The 26,542-nt window shown below is 29.6% G+C and carries 20 protein-coding genes, 1 other RNA gene and 1 other annotated feature; of the genes, 19 read left to right on the forward strand and 2 right to left on the reverse strand.

Annotated features, from left to right (window positions below):
* Nucleotides 1-257 precede the first annotated feature (257 nt).
* The 12 genes from dnaA (at nt 258) to ACI32A_RS06105 (ending at nt 14,774) form a co-directional block, all read left to right on the forward strand.
* Nucleotides 258-1,616 carry a chromosomal replication initiator protein DnaA gene (dnaA, locus tag ACI32A_RS06050; protein ID WP_439754142.1) on the forward strand — a complete coding sequence of 453 codons (1,359 nt, stop codon included), beginning with the start codon at nt 258-260 and terminating at the stop codon, nt 1,614-1,616.
* 133 nt (nt 1,617-1,749) lie between these two features.
* Nucleotides 1,750-2,871, forward strand: coding sequence for a DNA polymerase III subunit beta (gene dnaN / locus ACI32A_RS06055; protein ID WP_439754143.1), 1,122 nt, complete (start codon nt 1,750-1,752; stop codon nt 2,869-2,871).
* A gap of 77 nt (nt 2,872-2,948) precedes the next feature.
* On the forward strand, nt 2,949-3,155 hold the full coding sequence (yaaA, locus tag ACI32A_RS06060) for a S4 domain-containing protein YaaA (protein ID WP_439754144.1): 207 nt from the start codon (nt 2,949-2,951) through the stop codon (nt 3,153-3,155).
* On the forward strand, nt 3,152-4,249 hold the full coding sequence (gene recF / locus ACI32A_RS06065; protein WP_439754145.1) for a DNA replication/repair protein RecF: 1,098 nt from the start codon (nt 3,152-3,154) through the stop codon (nt 4,247-4,249). The genes yaaA and recF overlap by 4 nt, the downstream gene beginning before the upstream one ends.
* Nucleotides 4,246-6,201: a DNA topoisomerase (ATP-hydrolyzing) subunit B gene (gyrB, locus tag ACI32A_RS06070; protein ID WP_439754146.1), complete on the forward strand. Its 1,956-nt coding sequence runs from the start codon at nt 4,246-4,248 to the stop codon at nt 6,199-6,201. Before recF ends, gyrB begins: the two co-directional genes overlap by 4 nt.
* A gap of 12 nt (nt 6,202-6,213) precedes the next feature.
* On the forward strand, nt 6,214-8,664 hold the full coding sequence (gene gyrA / locus ACI32A_RS06075; RefSeq protein WP_439754147.1) for a DNA gyrase subunit A: 2,451 nt from the start codon (nt 6,214-6,216) through the stop codon (nt 8,662-8,664).
* Nucleotides 8,665-8,717: 53 nt separating this feature from the next.
* Nucleotides 8,718-8,921, forward strand: a binding site (T-box leader).
* A gap of 37 nt (nt 8,922-8,958) precedes the next feature.
* Nucleotides 8,959-10,236, forward strand: a complete 1,278-nt coding sequence (gene serS / locus ACI32A_RS06080; RefSeq protein WP_439754148.1) for a serine--tRNA ligase — start codon at nt 8,959-8,961, stop codon at nt 10,234-10,236.
* A gap of 452 nt (nt 10,237-10,688) precedes the next feature.
* An RNA gene (gene ffs / locus ACI32A_RS06085) (signal recognition particle sRNA small type) lies at nt 10,689-10,786 on the forward strand.
* Between the two features lie 6 nt (nt 10,787-10,792).
* A complete protein-coding gene (locus ACI32A_RS06090) occupies nt 10,793-11,251 on the forward strand; it encodes a nucleoside deaminase (RefSeq protein ID WP_439754149.1) in 459 nt (152 codons plus the stop codon).
* A gap of 47 nt (nt 11,252-11,298) precedes the next feature.
* Nucleotides 11,299-13,029, forward strand: coding sequence for a DNA polymerase III subunit gamma/tau (gene dnaX / locus ACI32A_RS06095; protein WP_439754150.1), 1,731 nt, complete (start codon nt 11,299-11,301; stop codon nt 13,027-13,029).
* 11 nt (nt 13,030-13,040) lie between these two features.
* Nucleotides 13,041-13,628 (forward strand): recombination mediator RecR, encoded by a 588-nt coding sequence (gene recR / locus ACI32A_RS06100; RefSeq protein WP_439754151.1) that lies wholly within the window; start codon nt 13,041-13,043, stop codon nt 13,626-13,628.
* Nucleotides 13,629-14,207: 579 nt separating this feature from the next.
* The gene (locus ACI32A_RS06105; RefSeq protein ID WP_439754152.1) at nt 14,208-14,774 is read left to right on the forward strand and encodes a hypothetical protein; all 567 of its coding nucleotides are present in this window, start codon (nt 14,208-14,210) and stop codon (nt 14,772-14,774) included.
* Here ACI32A_RS06105 and ACI32A_RS06110 read toward each other — a convergent pair.
* Nucleotides 14,750-15,313: a CYTH domain-containing protein gene (locus ACI32A_RS06110; RefSeq protein ID WP_439754153.1), complete on the reverse strand. Its 564-nt coding sequence runs from the start codon at nt 15,311-15,313 to the stop codon at nt 14,750-14,752. The two genes, ACI32A_RS06105 and ACI32A_RS06110, sit on opposite strands and share 25 nt — an antisense overlap.
* Before the next feature lie 54 nt (nt 15,314-15,367).
* On the opposite strand from ACI32A_RS06110, the gene ACI32A_RS06115 reads away from it, so the two are divergent.
* Nucleotides 15,368-16,144 (forward strand): NAD kinase, encoded by a 777-nt coding sequence (locus tag ACI32A_RS06115; protein WP_439754154.1) that lies wholly within the window; start codon nt 15,368-15,370, stop codon nt 16,142-16,144.
* Here the strand turns inward: ACI32A_RS06115 and ACI32A_RS06120 are convergent.
* Nucleotides 16,136-17,362 carry an FtsW/RodA/SpoVE family cell cycle protein gene (locus tag ACI32A_RS06120; protein ID WP_439754155.1) on the reverse strand — a complete coding sequence of 409 codons (1,227 nt, stop codon included), beginning with the start codon at nt 17,360-17,362 and terminating at the stop codon, nt 16,136-16,138. The genes ACI32A_RS06115 and ACI32A_RS06120 overlap by 9 nt on opposite strands.
* Before the next feature lie 87 nt (nt 17,363-17,449).
* Between ACI32A_RS06120 and mutS the strand changes: the two genes are divergently transcribed.
* Genes mutS through ACI32A_RS06150 form a run of 6 tightly spaced genes read left to right on the forward strand, consistent with a single transcriptional unit; the run spans nt 17,450 to nt 26,485 of the window.
* Entirely contained in the window at nt 17,450-19,987 is a 2,538-nt protein-coding gene (gene mutS, locus ACI32A_RS06125; protein ID WP_439754156.1) for a DNA mismatch repair protein MutS, read from the forward strand.
* A gap of 14 nt (nt 19,988-20,001) precedes the next feature.
* Nucleotides 20,002-21,774 (forward strand): DNA mismatch repair endonuclease MutL, encoded by a 1,773-nt coding sequence (gene mutL, locus ACI32A_RS06130; protein ID WP_439754157.1) that lies wholly within the window; start codon nt 20,002-20,004, stop codon nt 21,772-21,774.
* On the forward strand, nt 21,767-22,660 hold the full coding sequence (miaA, locus tag ACI32A_RS06135; RefSeq protein ID WP_439754158.1) for a tRNA (adenosine(37)-N6)-dimethylallyltransferase MiaA: 894 nt from the start codon (nt 21,767-21,769) through the stop codon (nt 22,658-22,660). The genes mutL and miaA overlap by 8 nt, the downstream gene beginning before the upstream one ends.
* Nucleotides 22,657-23,559 carry a diacylglycerol/lipid kinase family protein gene (locus ACI32A_RS06140; RefSeq protein WP_439754159.1) on the forward strand — a complete coding sequence of 301 codons (903 nt, stop codon included), beginning with the start codon at nt 22,657-22,659 and terminating at the stop codon, nt 23,557-23,559. Before miaA ends, ACI32A_RS06140 begins: the two co-directional genes overlap by 4 nt.
* A 9-nt stretch (nt 23,560-23,568) precedes the next feature.
* Nucleotides 23,569-24,834 (forward strand): HlyC/CorC family transporter, encoded by a 1,266-nt coding sequence (locus tag ACI32A_RS06145; protein WP_439754160.1) that lies wholly within the window; start codon nt 23,569-23,571, stop codon nt 24,832-24,834.
* A gap of 1 nt (nt 24,835) precedes the next feature.
* Nucleotides 24,836-26,485 (forward strand): SWIM zinc finger family protein, encoded by a 1,650-nt coding sequence (locus ACI32A_RS06150; protein ID WP_439754161.1) that lies wholly within the window; start codon nt 24,836-24,838, stop codon nt 26,483-26,485.
* Nucleotides 26,486-26,542: the final 57 nt, after the last annotated feature.

Here is a 26,542-nt window from a genome sequence, read left to right on the forward strand (position 1 = left end):
ATTTTTCCACATTTTAATAAATTGTGGAAAACACTAATTTTTCTTTATTTTTAAAGGAAAATCAGCTGTAAAAGTAAGTGGATAAGTCCTATTTTTCCACAGCAGTTTTCCACAATTCTAAGACTTATCCACATTGTTGATATCTTTTTCCTCATTTTTAATTGTGGAAAAGTGGAAAAGTCAGTGGAAAACTTTTTTTATTCCACTTATTTCATGGTTTCGTGTATAATAATTAACACAGAAAAGAAGGGTTTAAAATGACATCTTTACAAGATTTATGGAAACAAGTTTTAAATGCGATTGAAGTTTCTCATTTTTTTTCCGAAGAAACTTATAATTCCTGGATTAAAAAAACAAATTTATTTAATATTGAAAATCATGTAGCTTATGTGAGTTATCGTTCTGTTATTACATTTAAAATTTTAAATCAAGATGAAAATAAACAATTACTGGAGTCTACATTAAGTGAATTATATGGAGAATCTGTATCCATTCAGTTTTTTGAACAAAATGATGCTGAAAAATTAATGCCTATTTCTAATCCTGTTCAACAAAAAAAGATTGAACTTGTACAAAATTCTTTAAATCCTGATTACACTTTTGAAAATTTTGTTCAAGGTTACTGTAATCAGGAAGCTTATGCTGCGTGTTTGTCTTGTTGTACACAGACACGACATACATTTAATCCAATTATGATTTATGGTAATTCTGGCTTAGGAAAAACGCATTTGCTCCATGCCATTGGAAATTTTTTGAAAAAAGAAAGACCGGAAATCAAAGTGTTTTATGCGTATTCAGGTCAATTAGTCACAATTTTATTGGATGCCATGAAGACAAAAAGTATTTATGGGAATATGGTTGAACAAGTAAAAGAAGAGTTATCGAATTTTGATTATTTTTTAATTGATGATGTTCAAAATTTAAAGCAGTCTTCTTCACAAGAAGTTTTCTTTACAGTATATAATCAATTGATTTCAAGAAATGCTCAAATAGTAATGACCAGTGATATGCATCCAAATGAATTAAGTGGACTTCAAAATCGTCTGATTTCTCGTTTTTCTTCTGGTTTGATCACAAATATTTCCAAACCGGAATTTGATACAAGTAAAGCTATTCTTCGCAAAAAATTAGAAGGAAATGAAGATTCTATATTAATTAAAGATGAAGTATTGGATTATCTTGCCAGTAAATTTTCAGATGATGTTCGTAATTTGGAAGGAAGCTTAAATAAGTTGATTTTTAATGCGACAATTGAAAATCCAGATGTGATTGACTTAGATTTTGCACAGCGTATATTAATGAAGGAACCTGTTATTCAAAATAGAGATGAATTAACAATGAAACAAATAAAAAAAGCTGTTACAAGTTTCTATGGTTTTACTTATAAAGATTTAGAAGGAAAATCGCGGCAAAAAAATATTATGAATGCTCGTCATGTTTTTGTATATTTGTGTCGTGAACTTTTACATAAGCCTTATGTGGCTATTGGTCAGGAACTGGGAAATCGTGATCATACAACGATTTTGAATTCTTATGAAAGGGCTTGTCAAAAAATGGAGGAAGAAGAGGCATTTAGTATTGCGATTGGTCGTATTAAATCTACATTAAATGTTTAGTTTTCAACATTTTTCCACATGTTTTCCACATTCAAAAAATATGGATTTTTGTTTAAGATTAAGGAAAATTTGAATTTTTTTCCACATTTTCCACATCCTTATTGTTGTTACTTTATAAAAATAGGAGGTTATTATGAAATTTAAAATTAATCGTAAATTCTTTTTAGAAAAACTTAATATTGTTTCAAGAGCCATTAGTGTTTTTTCTCCCTTACCTGCTTTATCTGGAATTTGTATTCAAGTATCGAATGATTTAATTACTTTAACAGGAAGTGATTCAAATATTTCTATTCGTTCTAGTTTTTTGGCTTCTAAAGAAAATCAGCTTGTTATTGAATCAACGGGTTCTATTATTATTGAATCAAAATATATTTTAGAAATTATTCGTAAAATGGATAGTGAATTAGTAACTGTTGATTTAATTGATTTTTCAAAGGTCTGTATTTCCAATTTAAATGGTCAATTTAATTTAAATGGAATTCAATTTAATGAATATCCAAATATTGATTTTTCTGTTCCAAATACAAAAATTCAATTAAAAAGTGAAGACTTAAAACTAATTTATTCGCAAACGGCTTTTGCGTGCAGTGATAAGGATACGCGTCCTGTTTTAAATGGTGTTAATTTTAAAGCTAATGGAAATACTCTTTGTTGTTCGGGAACAGATTCCTATCGTCTAGCTCGTAAACAAATTGAATTGAATGATTCATATGATTTCAATATCACAATTCCGAATAAATCTTTATCCGAAGTTGTAAAATCTTTAAGTGATGCGAATGATTTTGTGGATTTATTTATTGATTCAAAAAAAGTTCAATTTGTTTTTGACCATACAATTATTCAGTCTCGATTAATTGATGGTACTTTTCCGGATATTGATCGAATTATTCCAACAACTGAAATTTCTCATATGCTGGTTTCTAGTCATGAATTAGCTGGTGTTATTGATCGTACGAACTTTATTCGAAATGAAAAGATTCATTTGATTAAATTAGAATGTACTGAAAGTGAAACACATATTAAAACGAGTTCAAGTGAAATTGGAAATTCAGATGAGATTCTAAGTTCTTGTCAATATAGTGGTGAAAATATTCGTTTGTCTTGTAATGGAACATATATGTTAGAAGCAATTCGTGCTTTGAATTGTAATCGCGTTAAATTAGAATTTGCCGGTTTGATGAAACCAATAAAAATTAGTAACCCAGATGATTGTTCTGTATTGATGATTGTTGTACCAGTTCGTAGTTATGATTAAGGGGCTTAGGGCTCCTTTTATTATGGTAAATTGGCAGTTTTTATGGTATTATTTATGGGTGGAAAGAGGGTTGTTTTATGCGTTTTAAACTAGAAAATGAATATATCACCTTAGCCCAGTTGCTCAAAGCTTGTAACATTATATCAAGTGGAGGCGAAGCAAAGGCCTATTTAAGTTCTCATATCATTTATGTAAATGGTATAGAAGATAATCGTAGAGGTCGTAAGATTCGTGTTCATGATGTTGTTACAGTTGATGAGAATTTAAGGATTGAAGTGGAATGAATATAAAGTCTTTGAGGTTAATTCATTTTCGTAATTTTGAAAATGTTGAATTTAACTTTAAGGAAAATTATATTCATTGTTTTTATGGAAAAAACGCACAAGGAAAAACCAATCTGGTCGAGTCCATATATTTTTTGAGTCATCTTCATTCTTTTCGAACGAATGATTTTACAAATATGATTCAGGATTCGTTTGATCAAATGTTAGTTGAAGCAAAAGTTGAGTCCCATCACAGAGTGTCTAATGTCAAAGTCGTTGTTTCCAATCAGAAAAAACATCTCTTCCATAATGACAATTCTATAAAAAAGTATTCTGATTTTGTAGGCATTGTGAATGCAATTTCTTTTTGTCCCGATGATATTTTATTATTTAATGCGCCTAGAAAAGTACGGCGTAATTTTATTGATATGGAATTAATTAAGTTATCAAAAAAATATACGTTTACTTTGTCGCATTATAATCGTACTTTAAAAAATCGGAATGCAGCTTTAAAGCAGGAAAATGTGAACAGGGAATTAATTCAGGTTTATACTTCACAAATGATTGAAGATGAAGTTGTTATCATTCAACAAAGAACTACGTTTTTAAAAAACTTAATGGAGTATGCAAATGAATTGTATCCTTTTTTTTCAAGAGAAAAAGAAAAATTAGATGCAAGGTATGTGTCTTTTATTGATTGTTCTAAGGATTTAAAAAATCAAATTGTTAATTTATATGAAAATAGTTTTGATAAAGATTGTTTATATAAACAGACGAATTATGGAATTCATCGGGATGATATTCAATTTTTATTAAATGGAAAATGTGTCAGTGAAATGGCGAGTCAAGGTCAAAAGCGTAGTTTTTTATTGGCTTTGAAATTGGGGTTAGCCAAAATGATTTATGAAAAAACAAAGCAGTATCCTATTTTATTATTGGATGATGTTTTTAGTGAATTAGATCAGAGTCGTAAAAAAGAACTTCTTTCGATTCTTCCTGTGAATATGCAGATATTTATTACGACGGCAGAAAAAATTAATGTGTCGTGGTTTGGAAATCGAAATGTCAAGTTTTATGAAGTTACAAATGGATTTGTGAAGGAGGTTTCGCAATGATTGAAAATAAAATGATGGAATTTGAGGAATTAGAAAACGAAGCCACGCATGTGGATCATTCATATACAGCTGATGATATTCAGGTATTAGAAGGATTGGAAGCAGTTCGTCTTCGTCCTGGAATGTATATTGGTTCCACGAGTTCTCGTGGACTACATCATTTGGTTTGGGAAATTGTAGACAATGGAATTGATGAAGCATTAGCAGGTTATGCCAATGAAATTAATTTAATTATTGAAAAAGATGATGTAATCTGTGTTATTGACAATGGACGTGGTATGCCTGTTGGTGTGCATGAAAAAACAGGTATCAGTGCAGTTGAAACAATTATGACAGTTTTGCATGCCGGTGGTAAATTTGGTGGTGGTGCATATAAGGTTTCTGGGGGACTACATGGTGTTGGTGCCAGTGTTGTAAATGCATTAAGTGAATGGCTGGAAGTAACGGTTTATCAGAATCAGAAAATTTATAATGTTCGTTTTGAAAATGGAGGAAATATAGTTTCGCCTTTAATAGTAATTGGAACTACAGATAAAACGGGTACTATGGTTCGTTTTAAAGCAGATCCAGAAATTTTTAAAGAAACAACAGTTTATGATTTTGATGTTTTAAATGCGCGTCTTCGTCAATTGGCTTTTTTGAATAAAGATATTCGTTTAACGATTGAAGATCGTCGTATCGATCCTGTAAAAAAAGCAGAATATAAATATGAAGGCGGAATCATTGAATATGTAAATTATTTGAATCATGGAAAAAAATTAATTAGTGATCGTGTAATTTATGTGGGTGGCAAACAAAATGATATTTTTGCGGAAGTGGCTTTACAATACAATGATGGATATCAGTCAAATATTTATTCGTTCTGTAATAATATTCATACGCATGAAGGTGGTTTTCATGAAGATGGATTCCGTATGGCGTTAACTCGTGTCATCAATGGATATGGAAAAGATAATAATTTATTGAAAAAAGATGAAACTTTGTCACAAGATGATGTGAAAGAGGGTTTAGTTGCGATTATTTCTGTTAAGCATCCGGATCCTCAATATGAAGGTCAAACTAAAACAAAATTAGGAAATAGTGAAGTTCGTAAGATTGTTTCTAATATTGCAGGAGAACAAATAAAAAAGTTTTTCTTAGAAAATCCAGTTGATGCCAGGGCAATTGTTGAAAAATGTATAGTAGCTTCTAAAGCTCGTATTGCTGCTAAAAAAGCTCGTGAAATGACGCGTCGTAAATCGGCTTTGGATGGTATCAATGCGTTACCTGGAAAATTAGTGGATTGTTCGAGTAAAGATGCTTCAGAATGTGAAATTTTCATTGTCGAAGGGGATTCTGCCGGTGGGTCAGCAAAACAAGGTCGAAATGCGAAGACACAGGCGATTTTACCTTTGCGTGGAAAAATTTTAAATGTAGAAAAGGCACGTACACATCGTATCTTTGAAAATGCTGAGATTCGCAGTATGATTACGGCTTTTGGTTGTGGTATCCAGGAGGATGTGGATTTGGATAAACTACGTTATCATAAAATTGTTATTATGACAGATGCCGATGTTGATGGTAGTCATATTTGTACGTTAATGTTAACGTTCTTATATCGTTTTATGAAACCGGTTATTGAAAATGGCTATGTATATATTGCTCAGCCTCCTCTTTATAAAGTCCAAAAAGGAAAGAAAATTGCGTATGCATATAAGGAACAGGAAATGGATCAGCTGCGTGAGGAATTTAAAGATGGATATAAGGTTCAGCGTTATAAAGGTTTAGGAGAAATGGATGCAGAGCAGTTATGGGAAACAACAATGGATCCAAATAATCGTATCTTAAAGCGTGTCAATATTGATGATGCGATGGAAGCTGATAGTGTATTTAGTATGTTGATGGGTGAAGATGTGGAACCTCGTCGTGATTTTATTCAAACCAATGCAGTTTATGCAAAATTGGATTATTAATAGGAGGGCACAATGGATCAGGAAAAGAAATATGATTATATTGAGGATGTAGAGATTTCAAAAGAGATGCGTGAATCCTTTTTGGATTATTCTATGTCTGTTATTGTACAGCGTGCCTTACCCGATGTAAGAGATGGAATGAAACCAGTGCATCGTCGTATTTTACATGCGATGAATTCTTTAAATATCACTTCGTCGGTTGCTCATAAGAAAAGTGCTCGTATTGTTGGGGATGTTATTGGTAAATATCATCCTCATGGAGATACAGCTGTATATGATGCCATGGTTCGTATGGCACAGGATTTTAATTATCGTTATCCATTAGTAGATGGACATGGAAATTTTGGGTCTTTAGATGGTGATGGAGCAGCTGCAATGCGTTATACAGAAGCTCGTATGTCAAAAATTTCTATGGAAATGATGCGTGATATTAATAAGGATACAGTGGATTTTATTGAAAACTACGATGGCGAAGAAACAGAGCCAACTGTTCTTCCAAGTCGTATTCCTAATTTATTAATTAATGGTTCCATGGGAATTGCGGTTGGTATGGCAACCAATATTCCGCCTCATAATTTAACAGAAACTATTCAGGCTATTTTTGCGGTTATGGATAATCCAGATATTACTGTACTGGAATTGATGGAATATATTAAGGGTCCAGACTTTCCTACGGGTGGAATTATTTTAGGTCGCAAAGGGATTCGTCAGGCATATGAAACGGGTCGTGGTTCTATTTTAATTCGTTCGAAATATAAATTGGAAGTGGAGCCAAATGGTAAGAAACGTATTATTTTTTATGAAATTCCTTATCAAGTCAATAAAGCGAGTTTAATTACAAAAATGGCTTCTTTAATTCGTGATAAAGAAATTCAAGGTGTTACGTATTTAAATGATGAAAGTAATCGTGAAGGTATTCGTATTGTCATGGAATTGAAAAAAGATGTACAGGAAGATGTTATCTTAAATCAGTTATTTCGTATGACGCCTTTGCAATCATCTTATGGAATTAATATTCTGGCATTGGAAAATGGAGCACCTAAACAATTGTCTTTGAAACAAGTGATTACGGATTATATTGATTTTCAAGTGGAAGTCATTGAACGAAAGACTCGTTTTGAATTAAAGAAAGCATTGGATAGAGCTCATATTTTAGAAGGATTCAGAATTGCGATTGATCATATTGATGAAGTTATTCATTTAATTCGTCATTCTCGAAGCGATGAAGCTGGTTTGATTATTGAATTAGGCGAAGCTTTTGGTTTAAGTGAAGCACAGGCAAAGGCTATTCTTGCGATGCAGATTCGTCGTTTATCTGGTTTAGAAAGAGATAAAATTGAAAATGAATATAATGATTTATTAATCAAGATTGCGGATTATCGAGATATTTTAGAACATCATTCTCGTATTTTAGAAATTATTCGTAAGGATTTAACTGAAATTGATCAAAAATACGGTGACGATCGTCGTACAGAAATTTCAGATAGTTTTGTAGATATGGATGATGAAGATTTAATTCCAGTAGAAGATGTTGTGATTATGTTGACGGAATCTGGTTATATTAAATCTCAATTAGTGGATACATATAAAACACAAAATCGTGGTGGTCGTGGAATTAAGTCGTTGACTTTAAATGAAGAAGATTCAATTGATACGATGATCACTATGAATAATCATGATCCATTGATGTTGTTTACAAATAAAGGTCGTGTATATCGTATTAAGGGTTATAAAGTTCCAAATGGTTCAAGAACAGCTAAGGGGCTTCCAATTGTGAATTTAATTGATCTTCAAAAAGATGAAAAAATTCAGACGATGTTACCGGTTCGACAAGATGTTGAATTTAAATCTATTTTATTTGTGACAAAAAATGGATTGGTAAAACGTACTCCATTAGAAGAATTTATGCGTATTAATCGAAGTGGTAAAATAGCTATTACTTTACGTGAAGATGATTCTTTGGCATTTGTGAAAATGACAACAGGTGAAGATGACGTAATTATTGCAGGATCTAATGGAAAAGCGGTTCGATTCAAAGAAACAGATGTTCGTATGATGGGTCGAAATGCAGCTGGAGTTGCTGGATTTAATTGTGATGGTTCACAAGTAGTAGGTGTTGCTTTAAGCAGTGAAGGTGATACTTTGTTGTCTATTTCCGAAAATGGATATGGAAAACGTAGTAAGATTGAAGATTATCGTTTAACGTCTCGTGGTAAAAAAGGTGTACGAACAATTAATATTACAGAAAAAACTGGTAATTTAGTTTGTGTAAAATCGGTTCATGGAGATGAAGATGCAATGATTGTTTCAAGTACTGGTATTATGATTCGTATTGATTTATCTAAGATTGGTATTTATGGTCGTAATACACAAGGAGTTCGTTTAATTAATTTAACGGAAGATGCAAAGGTTACTAAAGTTACTTTGATTTATCATCAAGATGAAGAAAAAGATGAAGAGTAGTTTTTTACTACTCTTTTATTTGAATTTTTATGTTTTTAATGATATAAATGATGAGTAAAACGTTGAAAAGGAAAAGTATTTGATTTCTTTTTTGTAGAGAAAATGTGTCTGGTGAAAACATTTATAAAGAAACAAAGAAAAGCACCTTTGAGTAATTTAATGAATAAAGTAGTTAAATTCGGTACATACCGTTATCATGTCAAGTGACTTTATTTTATAAAGTAAAAAGGGTGGCAACGCGAGATATCGTCCCTTTATGGGTGGTATCTCTTTTTTTTATTTTAGGAGGAAATTATGTTAGATATTAAATTTGTCAGAGAAAATCCCGAAGTTGTAAAAGAAAACATTCGAAAAAAATTTCAAGATCAAAAGCTTCCTTTAGTTGATGAAGTATTAGAAGAAGATAAAGAACTACGTGCTTGTCAACAAAGAGGAGATGATTTAAGAGCTGATCGTAAAAAAATTTCTAAAGAAATTGGTTTATTGATGAAGCAAGGAAAGAAAGAAGAAGCAGCTCAAGTAAAACAAAAAGTTGCAGATATCGCAAAAGAAATAGAAGAATTAGAAAGAAAAGAAAATGAGTTACGTGATTCTGTAAGAGATAAAATGCTTCAAATTCCAAATATTATTGATCCAAGTGTTCCAATTGGAAAAGATGATTCTGAAAATGTAGAAGTACAACGTTTTGGAGAACCATTTGTTCCAAATTATGAAATTCCTTATCATGCTGATATTATCAAAGCAGTCAATGGAATGGATAAAGAAGCTGCAGGTCGTACTAGTGGTGAAGGATTCTATTATTTATTAGGAGATATTGCTCGCTTACATGAAGCCATGATTGCATGTGCACGTGATTTTATGATTGATCATGGTTTTACATATGCGATTCCTCCTTTTATGATTCACTCAGATGTTGTAACAGGTGTAATGTCCTTTCCAGAGATGCAAGCTATGATGTATAAAATTGAAGGAGAAGATTTATATTTAATTGGTACTTCTGAACACTCAATGATTGGTAAATTTAAAGGACAAATATTAAAAAAAGAAGAACTACCTGTCAGCATGACTTCTTATTCTCCTTGTTTTAGAAAAGAAGGAGGAAGCCATGGATTGGAAGAAAGAGGATTGTATCGTGTTCATCAATTTGAGAAACAAGAAATGATAGTCATTTGTGAACCAGAACAATCTATGGATTGGTATGAAAAAATGTGGAAATTAACGGTGGATTTATTTAGAAGTTGGGATATTCCTGTTCGTCAATTAGAATGTTGTTCAGGAGATTTAGCAGACTTAAAAGTTAAATCCTGTGATATTGAAGCATGGTCACCTAGACAACAGAAATATTTTGAAGTTGGTTCTTGTTCAAATTTATCAGATGCACAAGCAAGACGTTTAGGAATTCGTACAAAAGGAGAAAAAGGCACTTATTTTTTACATACTTTAAATAATACAGTCGTTGCTTCTCCTAGAGGATTAATTGCTTTGATTGAAAATAACTATCAAGAAGATGGTTCTATTTTAATTCCAAAAGTTTTACAACCTTATATGGGTGGAAAGAAAAAAATTGGTTAATATTATATTGGAATATTTCTCAACGAGATATTCCTTTTTATATTTTAGTATGACAACAATATATTTATATTTTTAATATTTTTGAAAATATCGAATAATAATGAATAAATACTATACTTTCTTATTGTGAACTCGTAATAAAGGCCAATTAAAAATTAACTATTAAACAAAGAGAAGCCATTTATCATTGATAAGTGGCTCAATTTTAGATTGACAAATACACTCTTTGAATATTTTTAATTAATTTGATAATTATCTTATATTTTATGATTTTAAAACAGTAATTGATTTTGTTCTTAAGAACTAGATTAGCATCAATTGAATAAAATGAAGACAATTATTTGATATATATTTGATATAAACAAATTCATAGTCGTAAAAAAAACGGGATATTCCAATTTAAATTTTCTAAAAAAATGGATGGTTGATTTAAATTGTTGAAACTGTTATAATACTAACGCTACTACAATGATATCTTATGAATCAGGTCAGGTCGGGAACGAAGCAGCCTTAAGTATGCTCTGTCATGTGTGGTAGCTTTTTATATGGAGAATTTATGGAAGAAGTAAAATGGATGAAAGAGGCTCTTAAACAAGCTTATAAAGCATTTCAGGAAGATGAAGTACCTATTGGATGTATAATTGTTAAAGATGGAAAAATCATTGCCAGAGCGCATAATAAAAGAGAAAAAACACAACAAAGCATTGCTCATGCAGAAATTCTTGCGATTCAAAAAGCATGTAAAAAATTAAATACATGGCGTTTGGAAGAATGTGATTTATATGTTACTTTGGAACCTTGTCCAATGTGTGCTGGAGCCATTATTCAATCTCGTATTCGTAATGTTTATTTTGGTGCTTATGATCACAAAGGAGGAAGTGTAATAACTTGTACTAAATTATTTGATGTCAAAGAATACAATCATCATCCGTCTTATTTTTCTGGTATATGTGAACAAGAATGTTCAAGTTTATTAAAACAATTTTTTAAATTAAAGAGAAAGAAGCATGATTAATTTTATGCTTTTTTTCATGTATAATAGAAGCGTTAGGAAGTGAAATTATGGCATATCAAGCTCTTTATCGAAAATATAGACCAAAAAAATTTGAAGATGTTGTGGGACAAGAACATATTATACAGACACTAAAGAATGCTGTATATCAAAATAAAATTGCTCATGCTTATTTGTTTTGTGGTCCAAGAGGTACAGGTAAAACAACCATTGCGAAGATATTCGCAAAAATGTTAAATTGTGAGAATGAAAATAAACCATGTGGTGAATGTGAAAATTGCAAAATGTCTTCTTTATCCAATCATCCTGATATTATCGAAATAGATGCTGCATCAAACAATGGAGTGGAAGAAGTACGCAATTTAATTGATAAAGTAAAATATGCACCTTTAATAGGAAAATATAAAGTATATATCATAGATGAAGTTCATATGATGTCTTCTAGTGCTTTTAATGCTTTATTAAAAACAATTGAAGAACCTCCTGAACATGTCATATTTATATTCGCAACAACTGAACCAAATAAAGTGATTCCAACTATCATTTCTCGTTGTCAAAGATATGATTTTTCAAAAGTATCAGAAAAAGACATTTCAAAAAGATTAAACATAGTTTGCAAACAAGAAAATATTGAAATAGATGAAGATGCGATTTCATTAATTGCAAGACTGGCAGATGGTGGAATGAGAGATTCTTTATCCATTCTTGATCAATGCATTGCTTATTGTATTACGAATATTAAAGCAGATGATGTTAGAAAAATTTATGGAGTATTAAATGTATCTGATATTGGTAAAATTTATTCTTATTTAGCAAATAAAGATATAGATTTATTGTTAAATACTTTAAATCAATACGCAAATATGGGAATTGATTTACAAATGTTTATGAAAGATTTTATAAATTTGGTTAAAGAAAGTATAATCATGGATTATTCATCAAACACAACATTAGTTAGTCATTCACATAAACAAGTTATTCAATCTTGTTTTTCAAATACATCTGTTCCTTATAAATTAAATGTATTAAATCATTTAATGGACACGTATTCTAAGTTTGTATTTGCTTCAAATGTATTAGATTATATTGAATCCTGTTTTTTGCAGATATTATCTGAATCATATGATTTAAAAACAAACAAAATTGATATTGAAAAATCATATGAATCAATCAATACTAAATCTGAAAGAAATAATGAATTCATAAAACAAGATGAAATAAAAGAAGTATTCAACACAAAAGAAAAATCTGATGTTCCACAAAAAATAAATGTTTCACGTGAAACATCAGATACAGAAAATAAAGAAAGAAATATTTTATTAAATGATGAATATATTATCCAGCTACTGACAGGATCTAATAAGAAAATTAAAATGGAAGATTTATCTAAATTAGAAAAAATGAATGGATATTTATCAAATCTAGAATATGGAAAATATGCGAATAGCCTGATGAATATGAAATTACTATCGAGTTCAGAAACATATTGGGTTGTTGTTTTAAATTCGAATATACAAGTTAAAAATGTAAATAATATCCAAAATGAAGAAGGATATGAAAATTTTATGAATGAATTATTAGGTAAACCTAAAAAAGTATTTGCGATTACCCAAGAACAATCTGAAAAATCACAAAATGAATTTTTAAAGCGTATGAAAAACAATACTTTACCTGAACCTGCTGTTGTTCATGTGAAAATAAAAAATAATCATATGAAAATCAATAAAACAGAAGATGAATTAATGAAAGTATTTTCAGATTTAGAAATAATAGAAGATTAAGGTGAATAAATATGTATCCAAAGAAATTTCAAAATATGATTGATTCTTACTCAAAATTACCTGGTGTTGGAAAGAAAACAGCAGAACGTTATGCTTTTACCACTTTGAGTTGGGATGATGAAACAATAGACCAGATGATTCAATCATTAGTAGATATTAAAGAAGGAATTCATACATGTAATATATGCGGTAACTTATGTGAAGGGGAAATATGTGAAATATGTATGAATAGTCACAGAAATCATAAATTAATTTGCGTCGTACAAAATCCAAAAAATATTGATTCAATTGAATCTATTCAAGAATATAATGGTGTATATCACGTCTTGAATGGAACAATTAATGCATCAAAAGGAATTTTACCTGAACAATTAAATATAAATAGTTTATTAAATCGTATACAGGAAGATACAGAAGAAGTTATTTTGGCATTAGATCCTACAGTAGATGGAGAAACCACTTCTTTATATCTATCCAAATTATTAAAAGATAAATGTAAAGTGACTAAATTAGCAAATGGAATTCCATTAGGTTCTCATTTAGATTACACAGACACTTTAACTTTATTAAAAGCATTTCAAAAGAGATCAGATAACTGATTTTCATATTGATAAATATCTGATTTTTTTTATTATTTTCATATATTATATTCACATAGAATAAATATATATAAGAAATATAATAAAATTCTATATTTTTCTTATGATTAATCATATTTTATAGGATAACATATCTGAAAATCAGAAATATTTATTTTCTTTAATCATATTAAATTCATATAAAATATCACATGAACATGGAAATTAGATAATTATTAAAATATTGACTAAATATATTATTAAATTCATATGAAAAGAAAAAATAAATATAATATAAAAAAACTGTGTAATATGAATTTCTTATGATTACTCATATTTTAATTTATGAATATGAAATAAATATGAAAATTCACATTTATGTACAATAATGTTCATATGAAAAATATATGAATAAAAATATAATGTTAGGAAAATCATAAATAAATCATACTAAATAAATATTAAAAATAGGATAATCAGAATGAAAAACGTATGAAAAGAAAAAAATAGTGACATCCATTAGTTGTTAGAAGAAATGAATTTTGTTATAATTTTAAAGATTTAATAGGAAACAGAATACATGAATAGGGGGTATGAAATATGGATGAAAATCAGACTATTGATGTGTATTATGATATGGATATTGCACAAATTTGTCAGCAATTTAATAAATCAAGAAATACAGTTGATAAAGCAGTTGCTAAATTAGTAAAAGATTATCCAGATAAAGATTGGAAATATAAAAACCCTGAGACGAAGCGTATTACCATTAAAGCAGAAGGTGTTGAAAAATTATCTACTTATTTTCGTAAAGAAAAAAATGAAATTTCAACCGTAGAAATGGAATTACGATATGAAAATGAAAAATTAAAAGCAGTCATTGAAGAAAAAGAAAAATCTCAACAATTAATTGAGCAATTGTACCAGGAAAAATTAAAACTTGAATTAGAAAAATCAAAACAAACATTTTTAATTGAACAACAAACAAAAGATGAACAAATTCAGGTATTGGAAAAAGAAAAATCTGAATTAAAAAAGGAAAATGAAGATCTTCTTCAAAAAATTGAATCTGTTTCTAGTTTACAAGTTGAATTAGAACAATATAAAAAGAAAGAATCGGAATATAATTCCAAATCCTTCCTTTATCGTTTATTACATAAAATATAATTCATAGCTCTGGCAATTTTGCTGGAGCAATTTTTTTCATAATATAGATGAACTGGTTTTAATAAATCATTGAATACTTGAATTCCATCATGATCTATACGATATTCATATTCTATTTCATAATCAATCACATCACCAAATATATTTTTATCTGCACAAATTTCAGCTAAATTGGTAATCCACATTCTTCGTTCTGTTTCAAAAGAAATGATAGGTATAAGTTTTTCTTTTAAATGTAAAGAATGAATCCAATGTAATACTTCATTATCTTGAATTTGTTCAATTTTATCTGTATTTATTTCTTTTTCATATTCATAATGCGTAATATTATCTTTCTTTAATTTTAAAGTAAAAAAATGATGACCATTAATTGTACGAATACGCATAGCCCCTCCTTTGTTTTTAATTTCATTAGAGGGTGTATCATAATAAACATTTTTTTGAATTCTTGGATTTGAAAAATCATATGAATTTTTTATTTTTTCATATTCAAATTTTTGAACTAAAATTTTTAATTCTCTTTCCATTTGATTAAACATATTTAAATTCCTCTTTTCTATGATAGAATAAATCTGATATGAAAGAAGGTCAACATGAAATTTTCTATTGTAGATCGTACAGATGCAAATTCCGTACAATTAAAAAATAAAATCATTGATAAACTGACAAAACATGACTTTAAATATGACACACAACTACCAGATTTAGTAATATGTGTGGGTGGAGATGGTACATTTTTAAGGGCAATTCATCAATATATACATATATTAGATTCCACTATGTTTGTAGGAATTCATACAGGTACTTTAGGATTTTTAACGGATTTTACGCAATCTGAAATTGATGAATTAATAAATTTAATTATTCAAAATGAAAAACCTGATATTGAAACACGACCACTTTTACAAATATATTTTCCAGAAAATGAAGAATACTATTATGCATTAAATGAAGTTCGAATAGCTTCTATGGATAAAACATTAAATTTAGATATATATATTGATGATGAAAAATTTGAAACAACATGTGGTTCTGGAATATGTGTAAGTACACAAGTCGGTTCTAGTGCCATTAATCGGGCATTAAATGGAGCCGTTGTAGATTTTGGTATTAATGTTCTTCAACTAACAGAAATTATGCCTATTTCAAATCGAAAACATCATTCTTTACAAAATCCATATATTATGAAGGAAACAAGAAAACTAAAAATAAAAGGTGATTGTATTCAATATGCCAATATCAATTACGATCATAGGAAAATTGAAAAAAATAAAATACATGAAATACAAATTTGTACTTCTACAAAAAAAGTACGATTTGCCAGATATCGTACTTATTCTTACTTAAAACGATTAAAAAACTTATATTAATTTTTTCTTGAATTTAGGACGAGACAATGAAATCGTCCTTTTTGATTGTGGACTTAAATTCATTACAAAAGAAAATGCAATAAAATAAGATAAAATACTACTTCCTCCATAAGAAATCAAAGGAAGAGTAATACCTGTAATTGGTAATAAACCACAAATCATTCCCATATTTTGAACTTGTTGATATAACAACATACCGATAACACCAATCACAATCAATCGATCTTTTTTATTTATGGTATTATAAGCAATTTTGCATAGATATAAATCCAGAGCCAGACAAAGAAGAACAATAAATGTCGTTCCTATAAAACCAAAACACTGACCAAAGGCTGCAAAAATAAAATCGGTTTGTGCTTCAGGAATCGAAATGATATTAGCTTGTGAACCATAACCCAATAAACCAGCACTTCCTAATGAAAGTAAAGACGTATATAATTGGTTAGAACTTCCCAGGATATTACTTTCAGGATCCAGCCAGGCATCGATTCTTTGAACTCGATAATTTGAAATTAAAGAAACAAGTAAATCATTTTCGTTATAATAAATAAACAAAAATAAAACAATGAAAATACCAATGAAAGAAAAAATACCAATAATATATCCTCTACGAATACCACTACATAAAACCATAACCATTATATTAAAACAAATAATAATACATAGACCTGTATCAGGTTGCAATAAAATTAGAACAAGTGGTGGAATTAAAATTTTCGCAATTTCTATAAACAATTGTAAATCCGTTCTAAAATTTGCTTTTGGATATTTTTCCTGATGTTTCGCAATGATTTGAGCTGTTAAAACAATTAAAACAATTTTAATAAATTCACTTGGCTGAAAACTTATAAACGGAATGGAAAACCAGCTGATGGCTCCATTGATATTCGGAGCCAATGGAAGTGTATGACCCGTTGCGATATATAAAATACGAGAAAACAACAAATAAACTAAAGTCGTCAATAAAAAATAATAGGCTTTCTTCATGTATTTGAAAATAAAATCATTGGAAAAGGAACAAAGAAAAATCATCGCAAAGAAACATATGATATACCACATAAATTGTTTCAATAAATAAGAAGTTCCCGATCCTACTTTAATTAAGTTAAACGCATTATAAATCGCAAATAAACTCGTCAAAGCCATGATCACTAAAATTGTAATGAATCCTATATCAATTTTATAAATTTTATTTCTAAAAATAATTGTCTGTTTCAAAGTCAATACCCCTTATATTTTTAATAGTATAACACAATTATAAAAGATTCAAAAAAAATGATATAATACTCATATTGGAGGCAAAATATGAAAGAAAAAAAACTATCTCCTATGATGGAGCAATACCTGCAAGTAAAAGAACAAAACCCAGATAAAATCTTATTTTATCGCGTGGGAGATTTCTATGAAATGTTTTATGACGATGCGAAATGTGCCAGTCAGGAACTAGACCTGGTATTGACAGGAAAAAGTGCAGGTTTAGATGAAAAAGTTCCAATGTGTGGAATACCTTATCATGCCGCCAACTCCTATATACAAAGATTAATAAAAAAAGGATATAAAGTTGCGATTTGTGAACAACTTACTGATCCATCACAGTCTAAGGGACTCGTTGAAAGAGGAATCATAAAAGTTGTTACACCAGGAACTTATATGGATGAAGTCAGTGATGCTAAATCGAGTAATTATATGGCATCTATTTCTATCAACAGCTGGAATATTTGTCTTTTATTTTGTGAACTTAGTACAGGAGAATTAAAATATCAATTATTGGATCGTTCTCTTGTTTCTTTGGAAAAGGCATTATTAACAATGGAGGTCAGTGAAATAGTGGTTCCTGTTTCTTTGGATAAACGATGGATGAGTGCTCTAGAAGAAATGGAAACCATCACTATTTCTACACAAAAGAAAACAAATTTGGAAATAGAAGACCAGAAATTATTACCTGAAAACAGTACAGACATCATAGAAAATGCTTTAGCACAATTAATGGCTTATTTAAAAGAAACCCAGAAACAACACATTGATCATTTTATGCCAATTTTATCAATGGATGCTCAATCGACATTGGTTCTAGACTATGAAACAAAAAATCATTTAGATTTGATCACAAGTCATTCTTCAAGCACAAAATCCGAGAGTTTATGGTCTTTTATGGATTTATGTCAAAGTGCTATGGGTTCTCGTGAATTAAAACAATGGATTGAAATGCCATTAATCAATGCTTCTAAAATTGAAAAAAGACAAAGAGCGATTATGAAATTAAAAGAAAATTTCATGCTTAGAGAAAATTTAAAAGAACACTTAGTCTATGTCTATGACATGGAACGACTTGCTTCTCGCATGGCCTATGGAAATGCCAGTCCAAGAGATGTTTTACAACTTGTTACAACTCTAGAACATGCTAAACCGATTTTAGAATATGCCCAAAAACTAGATTCTTTTCCTGAATTTAAAGAAACACCGAATTGTTACGATTTATATTTAGAAATTCAAAACGCAATCGTGGAAAACCCACCAATTTCTTTAAAAGAAGGCGGCATTTTTAATGATGGATACAATGAAACATTAGATGAATTACGAAAAATATCCAATGAAGGAAAAAACTATATATTGGAAATTGAAAATAAAGAACGAGAAAAAACAGGAATTAAATCCTTAAAAATAGGATATAATCGAGTATTTGGTTATTATATTGAAGTTCGAAATGCTTACATTCCTTCCATCAAAGAAGAATATGGCTACTATCCGAAACAAACCTTAGCCAATGCAACACGATACATTACTAATGAATTAAAAGAAAAAGAAGAACAAATTATTAATGCTCAAGAACAAAAAATAAAATTAGAACAAGAATTATTTACACAGCTTCTTCAAAGAATAAAAGAAGAATTATTTGATTTACATAGCTGTGCTAAAGCACTGGCCACTATTGATGTTCTTGTTTCATTAACACAATTAGCTATTTCAAAAGGATATGTATGTCCTACTTTTCATCCTGAAATGTATGTGAAAGTCATTGAAGGAAAACATCCAATTCTAGATGATCGAATGAAAAAGAAAAAATTTATTTCAAATAACTGGATCATGGACGAAAATAATTCTATTGAATTAATTACTGGACCCAATATGGGTGGAAAATCCACTTATATGCGACAAAATGCTTTAATTGTAATTATGGCACAAATGGGAAGTTTTGTTCCCGCTAAATCATGTGACCTCCCTATTTTTGATCGTATTTTTACAAGAATTGGAGCCAATGATGATATTTTAACTGGAAAATCAACGTTCATGGTGGAAATGATGGAAGCCAATGTAGCTCTTCGTTATGCAACAAAACATTCCTTAATATTATTTGATGAAATAGGACGAGGAACCGCCACTTATGATGGAATGGCTCTAGCTCAATCTATGTTGGAATATATTGAAGATGTTATTCAGGCAAAAACTTTATTTTCAACGCATTACCATGAATTAACACAAATGGAACAAACACATCAAAGTGTGAAAAATATTCATGTGGATGTAAAAGAAAAAAAAGGAGAAATAGAATTTCGTTATCGTTTAGTTCAAGGAAAAGCCGATAAATCCTATGGAATTCATGTGGCAAAACTGGCACATCTTCCTAAAGTAGTTTTAGAAAGAGCTCAGCAATTGCTGCAAGACTATGAAAACATCGATAAAACATCTTCTTATCAACCAAGTTTATTTGTGATGGATCCCATTCAACCTGAAAAATCCAAATTACTGGATCGATTACATGATATGGATATTGATTCCATGAGTCCAAGAGAAGCCTTAGATTGTTTATATGAATTAAAAAAAATAGCCGATGAAATAGATTAGAAAAGAGGAATAAAGTGTCTAAAATACATGTTTTAAGTGAACACTTAACGAATATGATTGCAGCAGGAGAAGTTGTAGAAAGACCTGCTGGAATTGTAAAAGAATGTGTTGAAAATAGCATAGATGCCCAAGCATCCACTATTGAAATTGAAGCCTTTCAAGGCGGAATTGAAAGACTGGTCATAATTGATGATGGATGCGGAATGGATCCAGAAGATGCCAAAATGGCATTTTTTCGTCATGCCACAAGTAAAATGCATTCCGAAGAAGAATTATTTAATATATCAACTATGGGCTTTCGAGGTGAAGCCATTCCCAGTATTGCGGCTGTTTCTAAAGTAGAATTAGAAACAAATGATGGCAAACAAGGAAGTTTGATTCGATATAGTTATGGAGAAAAAATAAGCGAAGAAAGATGTGATTGTCCAAAAGGTACAAAAATAGAAATAGAAGGATTGTTTTTAAAAACACCTGCTCGTTTTAAACATTTAAAAAGTGCTGCCTATGAATTCTCTGTGATTGCAGATTTAATTAATAAAATGGCATTAAGTCATCCCCATATTCGTTTTGTATTATCACATGATGGAAGAGTGGTTTTTCAAACCAGTGGAAATGGAAATATACAAGAAATTTTATATCAAATGTATGGAAAAGAAGTAGCTGAAAATGCCATTGCCTTTGAACAAAGAGACGACGATTTTCATATTACTGGCTATGCAATTCAGCCAAAAATTAATCGAGCTACAAAATATTTTATGTTTATTTCATTAAATACAAGACTCATTCGTTCTTCACATATTCAAAATGCGATAATTGATGCCTATAGTGATTATTTACCGGTAAATCGATATCCAATTGTTGTGATCAATATAGAAATGGATACACAATTAGTGGATGTCAATGTGCATCCCAATAAATGGGAAGTACGTCTTTCGAAACAAAACCAATGTATATCATTGATTCGTTCGACTTTGAAACAAACATTGAAACAATCACTTCAAACCGTTGAAAAAGTAAATCCACCAAAAGAAAAGAAAATGACCTTTGTTCAGGAACCAATTTCTTTTTCATATGAAATAGAAGAAAAATTTGAATCAAAGCCTTCTATAACTGTCAATGAATCTTTGTTTGGTTTTGATTCCTATCAAAAAGTAGAATCAAAACCAATAGAAGAAAAACAAATAAAAGAAGAATCCAAGGGAAAAGAATTCTTTTATCATCTACAAGTATTGGCTCAATTCCATGAATCCTATATTTTGTGTTCCAATGAACAAGGACTCGTAATTGTAGATCAACACGCGGCTCAAGAAAGATATCATTATGAACAGATACAGAAATCATTAGAAAAGCCTTGTCTTCAAAAACAACCTTTAATGGTTCCTATTCAAATTAATGTAACACCAGATATAATGGTTCAAATCCCAAAAATCAATGAACAAGTGCAATATTTTGGATTGGAATTTGAACCCTTTGGAAATGATCAAGTCATTGTTCGTGAAATTCCAATTTGGTTTCAAGACGTACATGAAAATGATTTTTTTCAAGATTTACTGGATTTCTTTATGCAAAATGAGCAAATCGATATGTTAAAACTAAGAAAACATGTCTTAGCAACTATGGCATGTCATAGTTCCATTCGATTTCATCGCTCACTAACAATGGATGAAATGAAACAAGTGATTCTAGATCTTCAAAAATGTGAACAACCATATCATTGTCCACATGGACGACCAACAGTGATTGTGATAAGTGACAAAGAATTATTAAAGGAGTTTGAACGTGGATAAAATAATTGCGATTGTAGGACCTACGGGGATAGGAAAAACAAGTTTATCAATTCGTTTAGCAAAAGAATTAAATGGTGAAGTAATTTCTTGTGATAGTATGCAAGTCTATAAAAAAATGAATATTGGAACGGCTAAAATTACGAAAGAAGAAATGGATGGCATTGTTCATCATTTAATTGATATACAAGATTATGATCAACCATATAATGTTATGTTATTTCAAAAACTATGTCGACAAGCTATTTGTGATATTCAACATAAAGGAAAACAAGTGATTTTATGTGGAGGAACAGGTCTTTATTTAAAAGCAGCTTTATTTGATTATGAATTTGAAATGGAAGAAGAAGATGAAAAATACACAAATTATTTAAATTCTTTATCCAATGAACAATTATTTCAACAATTACAGAAAACAGACCCCGATGCATTAGATAAAATTCATATCAACAATCGAAAACGAATAATTCGAGCTCTACAAATGGCACATACTGGTAAAACTAAATCGCAACGAGAAAAGGAGCAGCAACATATTCCTTTATATGATGTTTATTTTGTGGGATTGGATTTAAATCGTGATGTATTGCATCAAAGAATAGATCAAAGAGTCGATAAAATGTTTGAACAAGGTCTTGTAGAAGAAGTATCTTCTTTATTTCAAGAAGAAAAAACATGGGAATATACGAGTTTTCAAGGCATTGGCTATAAAGAATTTAAAGATTATTTTTTAAATAATGTGTCTTTAGATATAATAAAAGAAAGAATAAAAATTCATTCTCGTCAATATGCCAAAAGACAATACACTTGGTTTAAACATCAAATGGATGTGCATTGGTATGATGCCAGTGATATAGAAAAAATAATAAAAGATATAAAGGAAATTGTATGAAATATGTATTTATTATAAATCCGAATTCTCGTCAAGATGGTTTATATACTTTGATGGAACAAATTAAAAAATATTTTAAAGGAAAAACGGTTATCATTGAAAAAACACAATCCATGAATCATGCTTGTCATATTGCCAGAAAATATGCATTTAAAGAGGAAGAAGACATTCATATGTTTGCGTGTGGAGGCGATGGAACGCTTCATGAAATTGTCAATGGAATAGCTGGATGTAAACACATTACGTTATCGATTATTCCCATTGGAACTGGAAATGACTTTATTAAGTATTTTGATCACTTAGACAGAGAAGATTTCTTAAATTTTGAATATTATAAAAATCCAGACATTATTTCTTGTGACTTATTAAAAGTCAATGGAGAATATGCCATCAATACCGTTTCTTTTGGCTTTGATGTACATGTTGCCAGACACGTGAATGATTTTCGTAAGAAACTGCCTTTACGAGGTATTCTTCCTTATTATTTAGGCATGTTGTCAAGTTTAAGACAGCCCATATCTTCAGAATTTGATATTCAAATTGACTGTGATAAAATACAAGAACATATTTTTTCATTTGTTGTAATCACAAATGGAAGATATTACGGAGGAGGCTATAAACCTTGTCCAAAAGCTTTAATCAATGATCACATGTTGGATATTTGTTTAATTAAAGATATTAAGCGAACGCAAATCATTCAATTAGCGAAAATCTATGAAAAAGGAGAACATTTAAATTATCCGGAATTAGCTTATGTCACAAAAGGAAACATTGTATCTTTGCATACAAATAATCAAGGTATTTATGGAAATTTAGATGGAGAAATTCGTTTATTAAAGAATCCAACAATTGAGGTGGAAGAAAACAAAATTCGTTTATGTATTCCACGAAAGAAATAAGGAGAAAAAATGGACACCGAGCTGAAAATTCAAGTTATTATTTTAATTATTTTATTGTTGTTATCATCTTTCTTTTCATCAGCTGAAACAGCCCTTGTTTCAGTGAATCGAATTAAGATTCGTACATTGGATGAACAAGGAAATAAAAGAGCCAGAACATTATTAAAAATCTATGAAGATGAAGCCAAAATGTTAAGTGCTATTCTAATTGGAAATAACTTAGTTAATACATATGCAGCCAGTATTGCTGCAACGATTGCTTATTCTTTTGGAGGGGCTGCAGTAAGTGTTGCGACTTTTTTAATCACATTATTTATTTTGATTTTTGGAGAAATTACTCCTAAAACTATGGCAACACAACATGCTGAAGACATCGCATTGTCTTATGCACCTATTATTTTATTTTTAATGAAAATATTGACGCCTTTTATTTTTTGTATCAATGGAATTAGTCATATTGTTTTACATATACTAGGAGCCAATATGGACAACAACAATCCATCTATGACAGAAACAGAATTAAGAACGATGATGGATGTTTCTCATGAAGAAGGGGTCATTGAAGAAGATGAAAAAAATTTAATTAATAATGTATTTGATTTTTCAGATGCCAAAGCCAGAGATGTCATGGTACCTCGAGTTCATGTGGTTATGGCAGATATTGAAAGTACATATGAAGATCTACTCAAAATATTTAGACAAGATAAATTTACGCGTATTCCAATTTATAAAGAATCTATAGACAACATTATAGGCTTAGTGAATATGAAAGATTTATTGTTGTATGAAAATTTAAATGACTTTGATATCAATAAAATTTTAAGAAAGCCATATTTTACATATGAAAACAAAAAAATATCAGAATTACTCGTAGAAATGAAAGAATCTACGTTTAATTTATCAATTGTTGTAGATGAATATGGAGAATTAGCGGGTATTGTCACATTAGAAGATATTATTGAAGAAATTGTTGGAGATGTTCATGATGAATATGATGAAGAAGAGCAACAAAATATTAAAAAAATAAATGATGTGACATATGATGTAAAAGGATATATTAATTTACATGATCTAAACGATGCCCTGGGCTTAGATTTAGACAATGAAGATTTTGATTCCATTGGTGGATTGGTTATTGATGCTTTAGGATGTTTTCCGAAACAATATGATACAGTCACATTAGAAAATGGCATTAAAATCAAAGTCATTAGTTTAGAAAAAAATAGAATTGAAGAAGTACGGTTGTATTTACCAGAAAAAGTAGAAGAAAAATAATATGGAATGGGAATATTTATTTACAAATCGTATCCTCGATAGAGGATGGGATTATTATAACGAAAATGCAGTAGAAGATTTAGTAGTAACAAATCAAGAAATCAGTGCCACTGTCATGGGAAACGAAGACTATGAAGTCAATATATTGATAGAAGATGATGAAATTATCGATATGTATTGTTCGTGTCCATATGCCGCAAAAGGAAATAATTGTAAACATATGGCAGCTGTATTATTTGCTTATTCTGAAAAAGAAGAAGAAATAGAACAAGATATTTTATTAAAGCCGGTTTCTTTGATTGAGGAAGAAATTAAAAAAAGAAATGAAATTGATCAGTTGATTAAAAATGCTGATGAAGAAGATGTATATTCTTTTCTGTCATCTGTTTTATTAAATGATGAACAACTTTTATTGCGCTTTTACAACAAAGTCAAGAAACCAGATAATAAACAAATAATCAATGAATATATTCGACAAATTGATGTCATAACAAAAAGATATGCAGGTAGAGATCATTTTATTGATTATTATCATGCCGATGATTTTATATCTGAATTAGAAGATATGATAAATAATGATATATTTCAAATGATAAGTAATGAAAATTATTTAGGAGCATTTGAAGTTGTGAATTACATCTTTTTATTAATTTGCAGTGCCGAAATGGATGATTCCGCTGGAGGAACAACAATATTATCAGAACAAATCTATGAAGTATGGCGGGAATTAATTGAAAGAGCAAATCCAGTAGAAAAAGAAAAAATGTTTAACTGGTTTTTCAATCATGTTGAAGACTCAGATTATATAGAAAGAATCATTATTTATGGATTTGAAGAAAAAGAATATGAACAAAGAAAATTAGATTTTGTTAAGAATAAAATTGAAGATTGTGATTATATACAAAATGAATGGACAAGAAAATATCGAATTCAAAAATGGATTGAATATTATTTAGAATTGTTGAAGAATCCTGACGAAATAAATGAAGTTTGTGAAACATATTGGCAATATTCTTTTATTCGAAAATATTATATAGATATATGTATGAAAAATCAGGAATATGATCGCGTTCTTGGTGTTTTAGATAAAAGTATTGTATTGGATCAGGAAAACAGAGGTTTAATAGTTGATTATAATGTAATGAAAAAAGATATTTATCTTTTACAAGGAAAAAAAGATTTATATATTGAACAACTATGGAAACTGGTTCTTGAATATAAACAAGGAGACATGGAAATTTATAGAGAATTAAAAGAACAATATACTACGGATCAATGGCTTATAAAAAGAGAAGAAATTATTCAAAAACTTTCGACAACTTCTTATTTAGATGAAATATATGCAGAAGAAAAAATGTACGATCAATTACTGGAATGTGTTTTGAATTCTTCAGGATTGCATGTTTTACAATTATATGAAGATATATTAGTAAAAAAATATCCGGAACAAATCATAAATAAATACAAAGAAGAAGTAAATCGTATGGCTATATATGCTAACAAACGAAAAGACTATGCGTATTTGGTTTCTTTATTAAGAAATATGCAACAAATAGAAGGTAGTTCACAAATTGTAAAAGATATTGTGTCTGAATGGAAAATACTATATAAAAAGCGTCCAGCTATGATGGATGAATTGAAACGGATATAAGTGGGTAACCAAAGTTTTTAGGGGACAACTCCAAAAATTTTAGAGGCCTATTTTGGG

It is taken from the genome of Floccifex sp., from assembly GCF_051873555.1.
Classification (GTDB): domain Bacteria; phylum Bacillota_I; class Bacilli_A; order Erysipelotrichales; family Erysipelotrichaceae; genus Floccifex.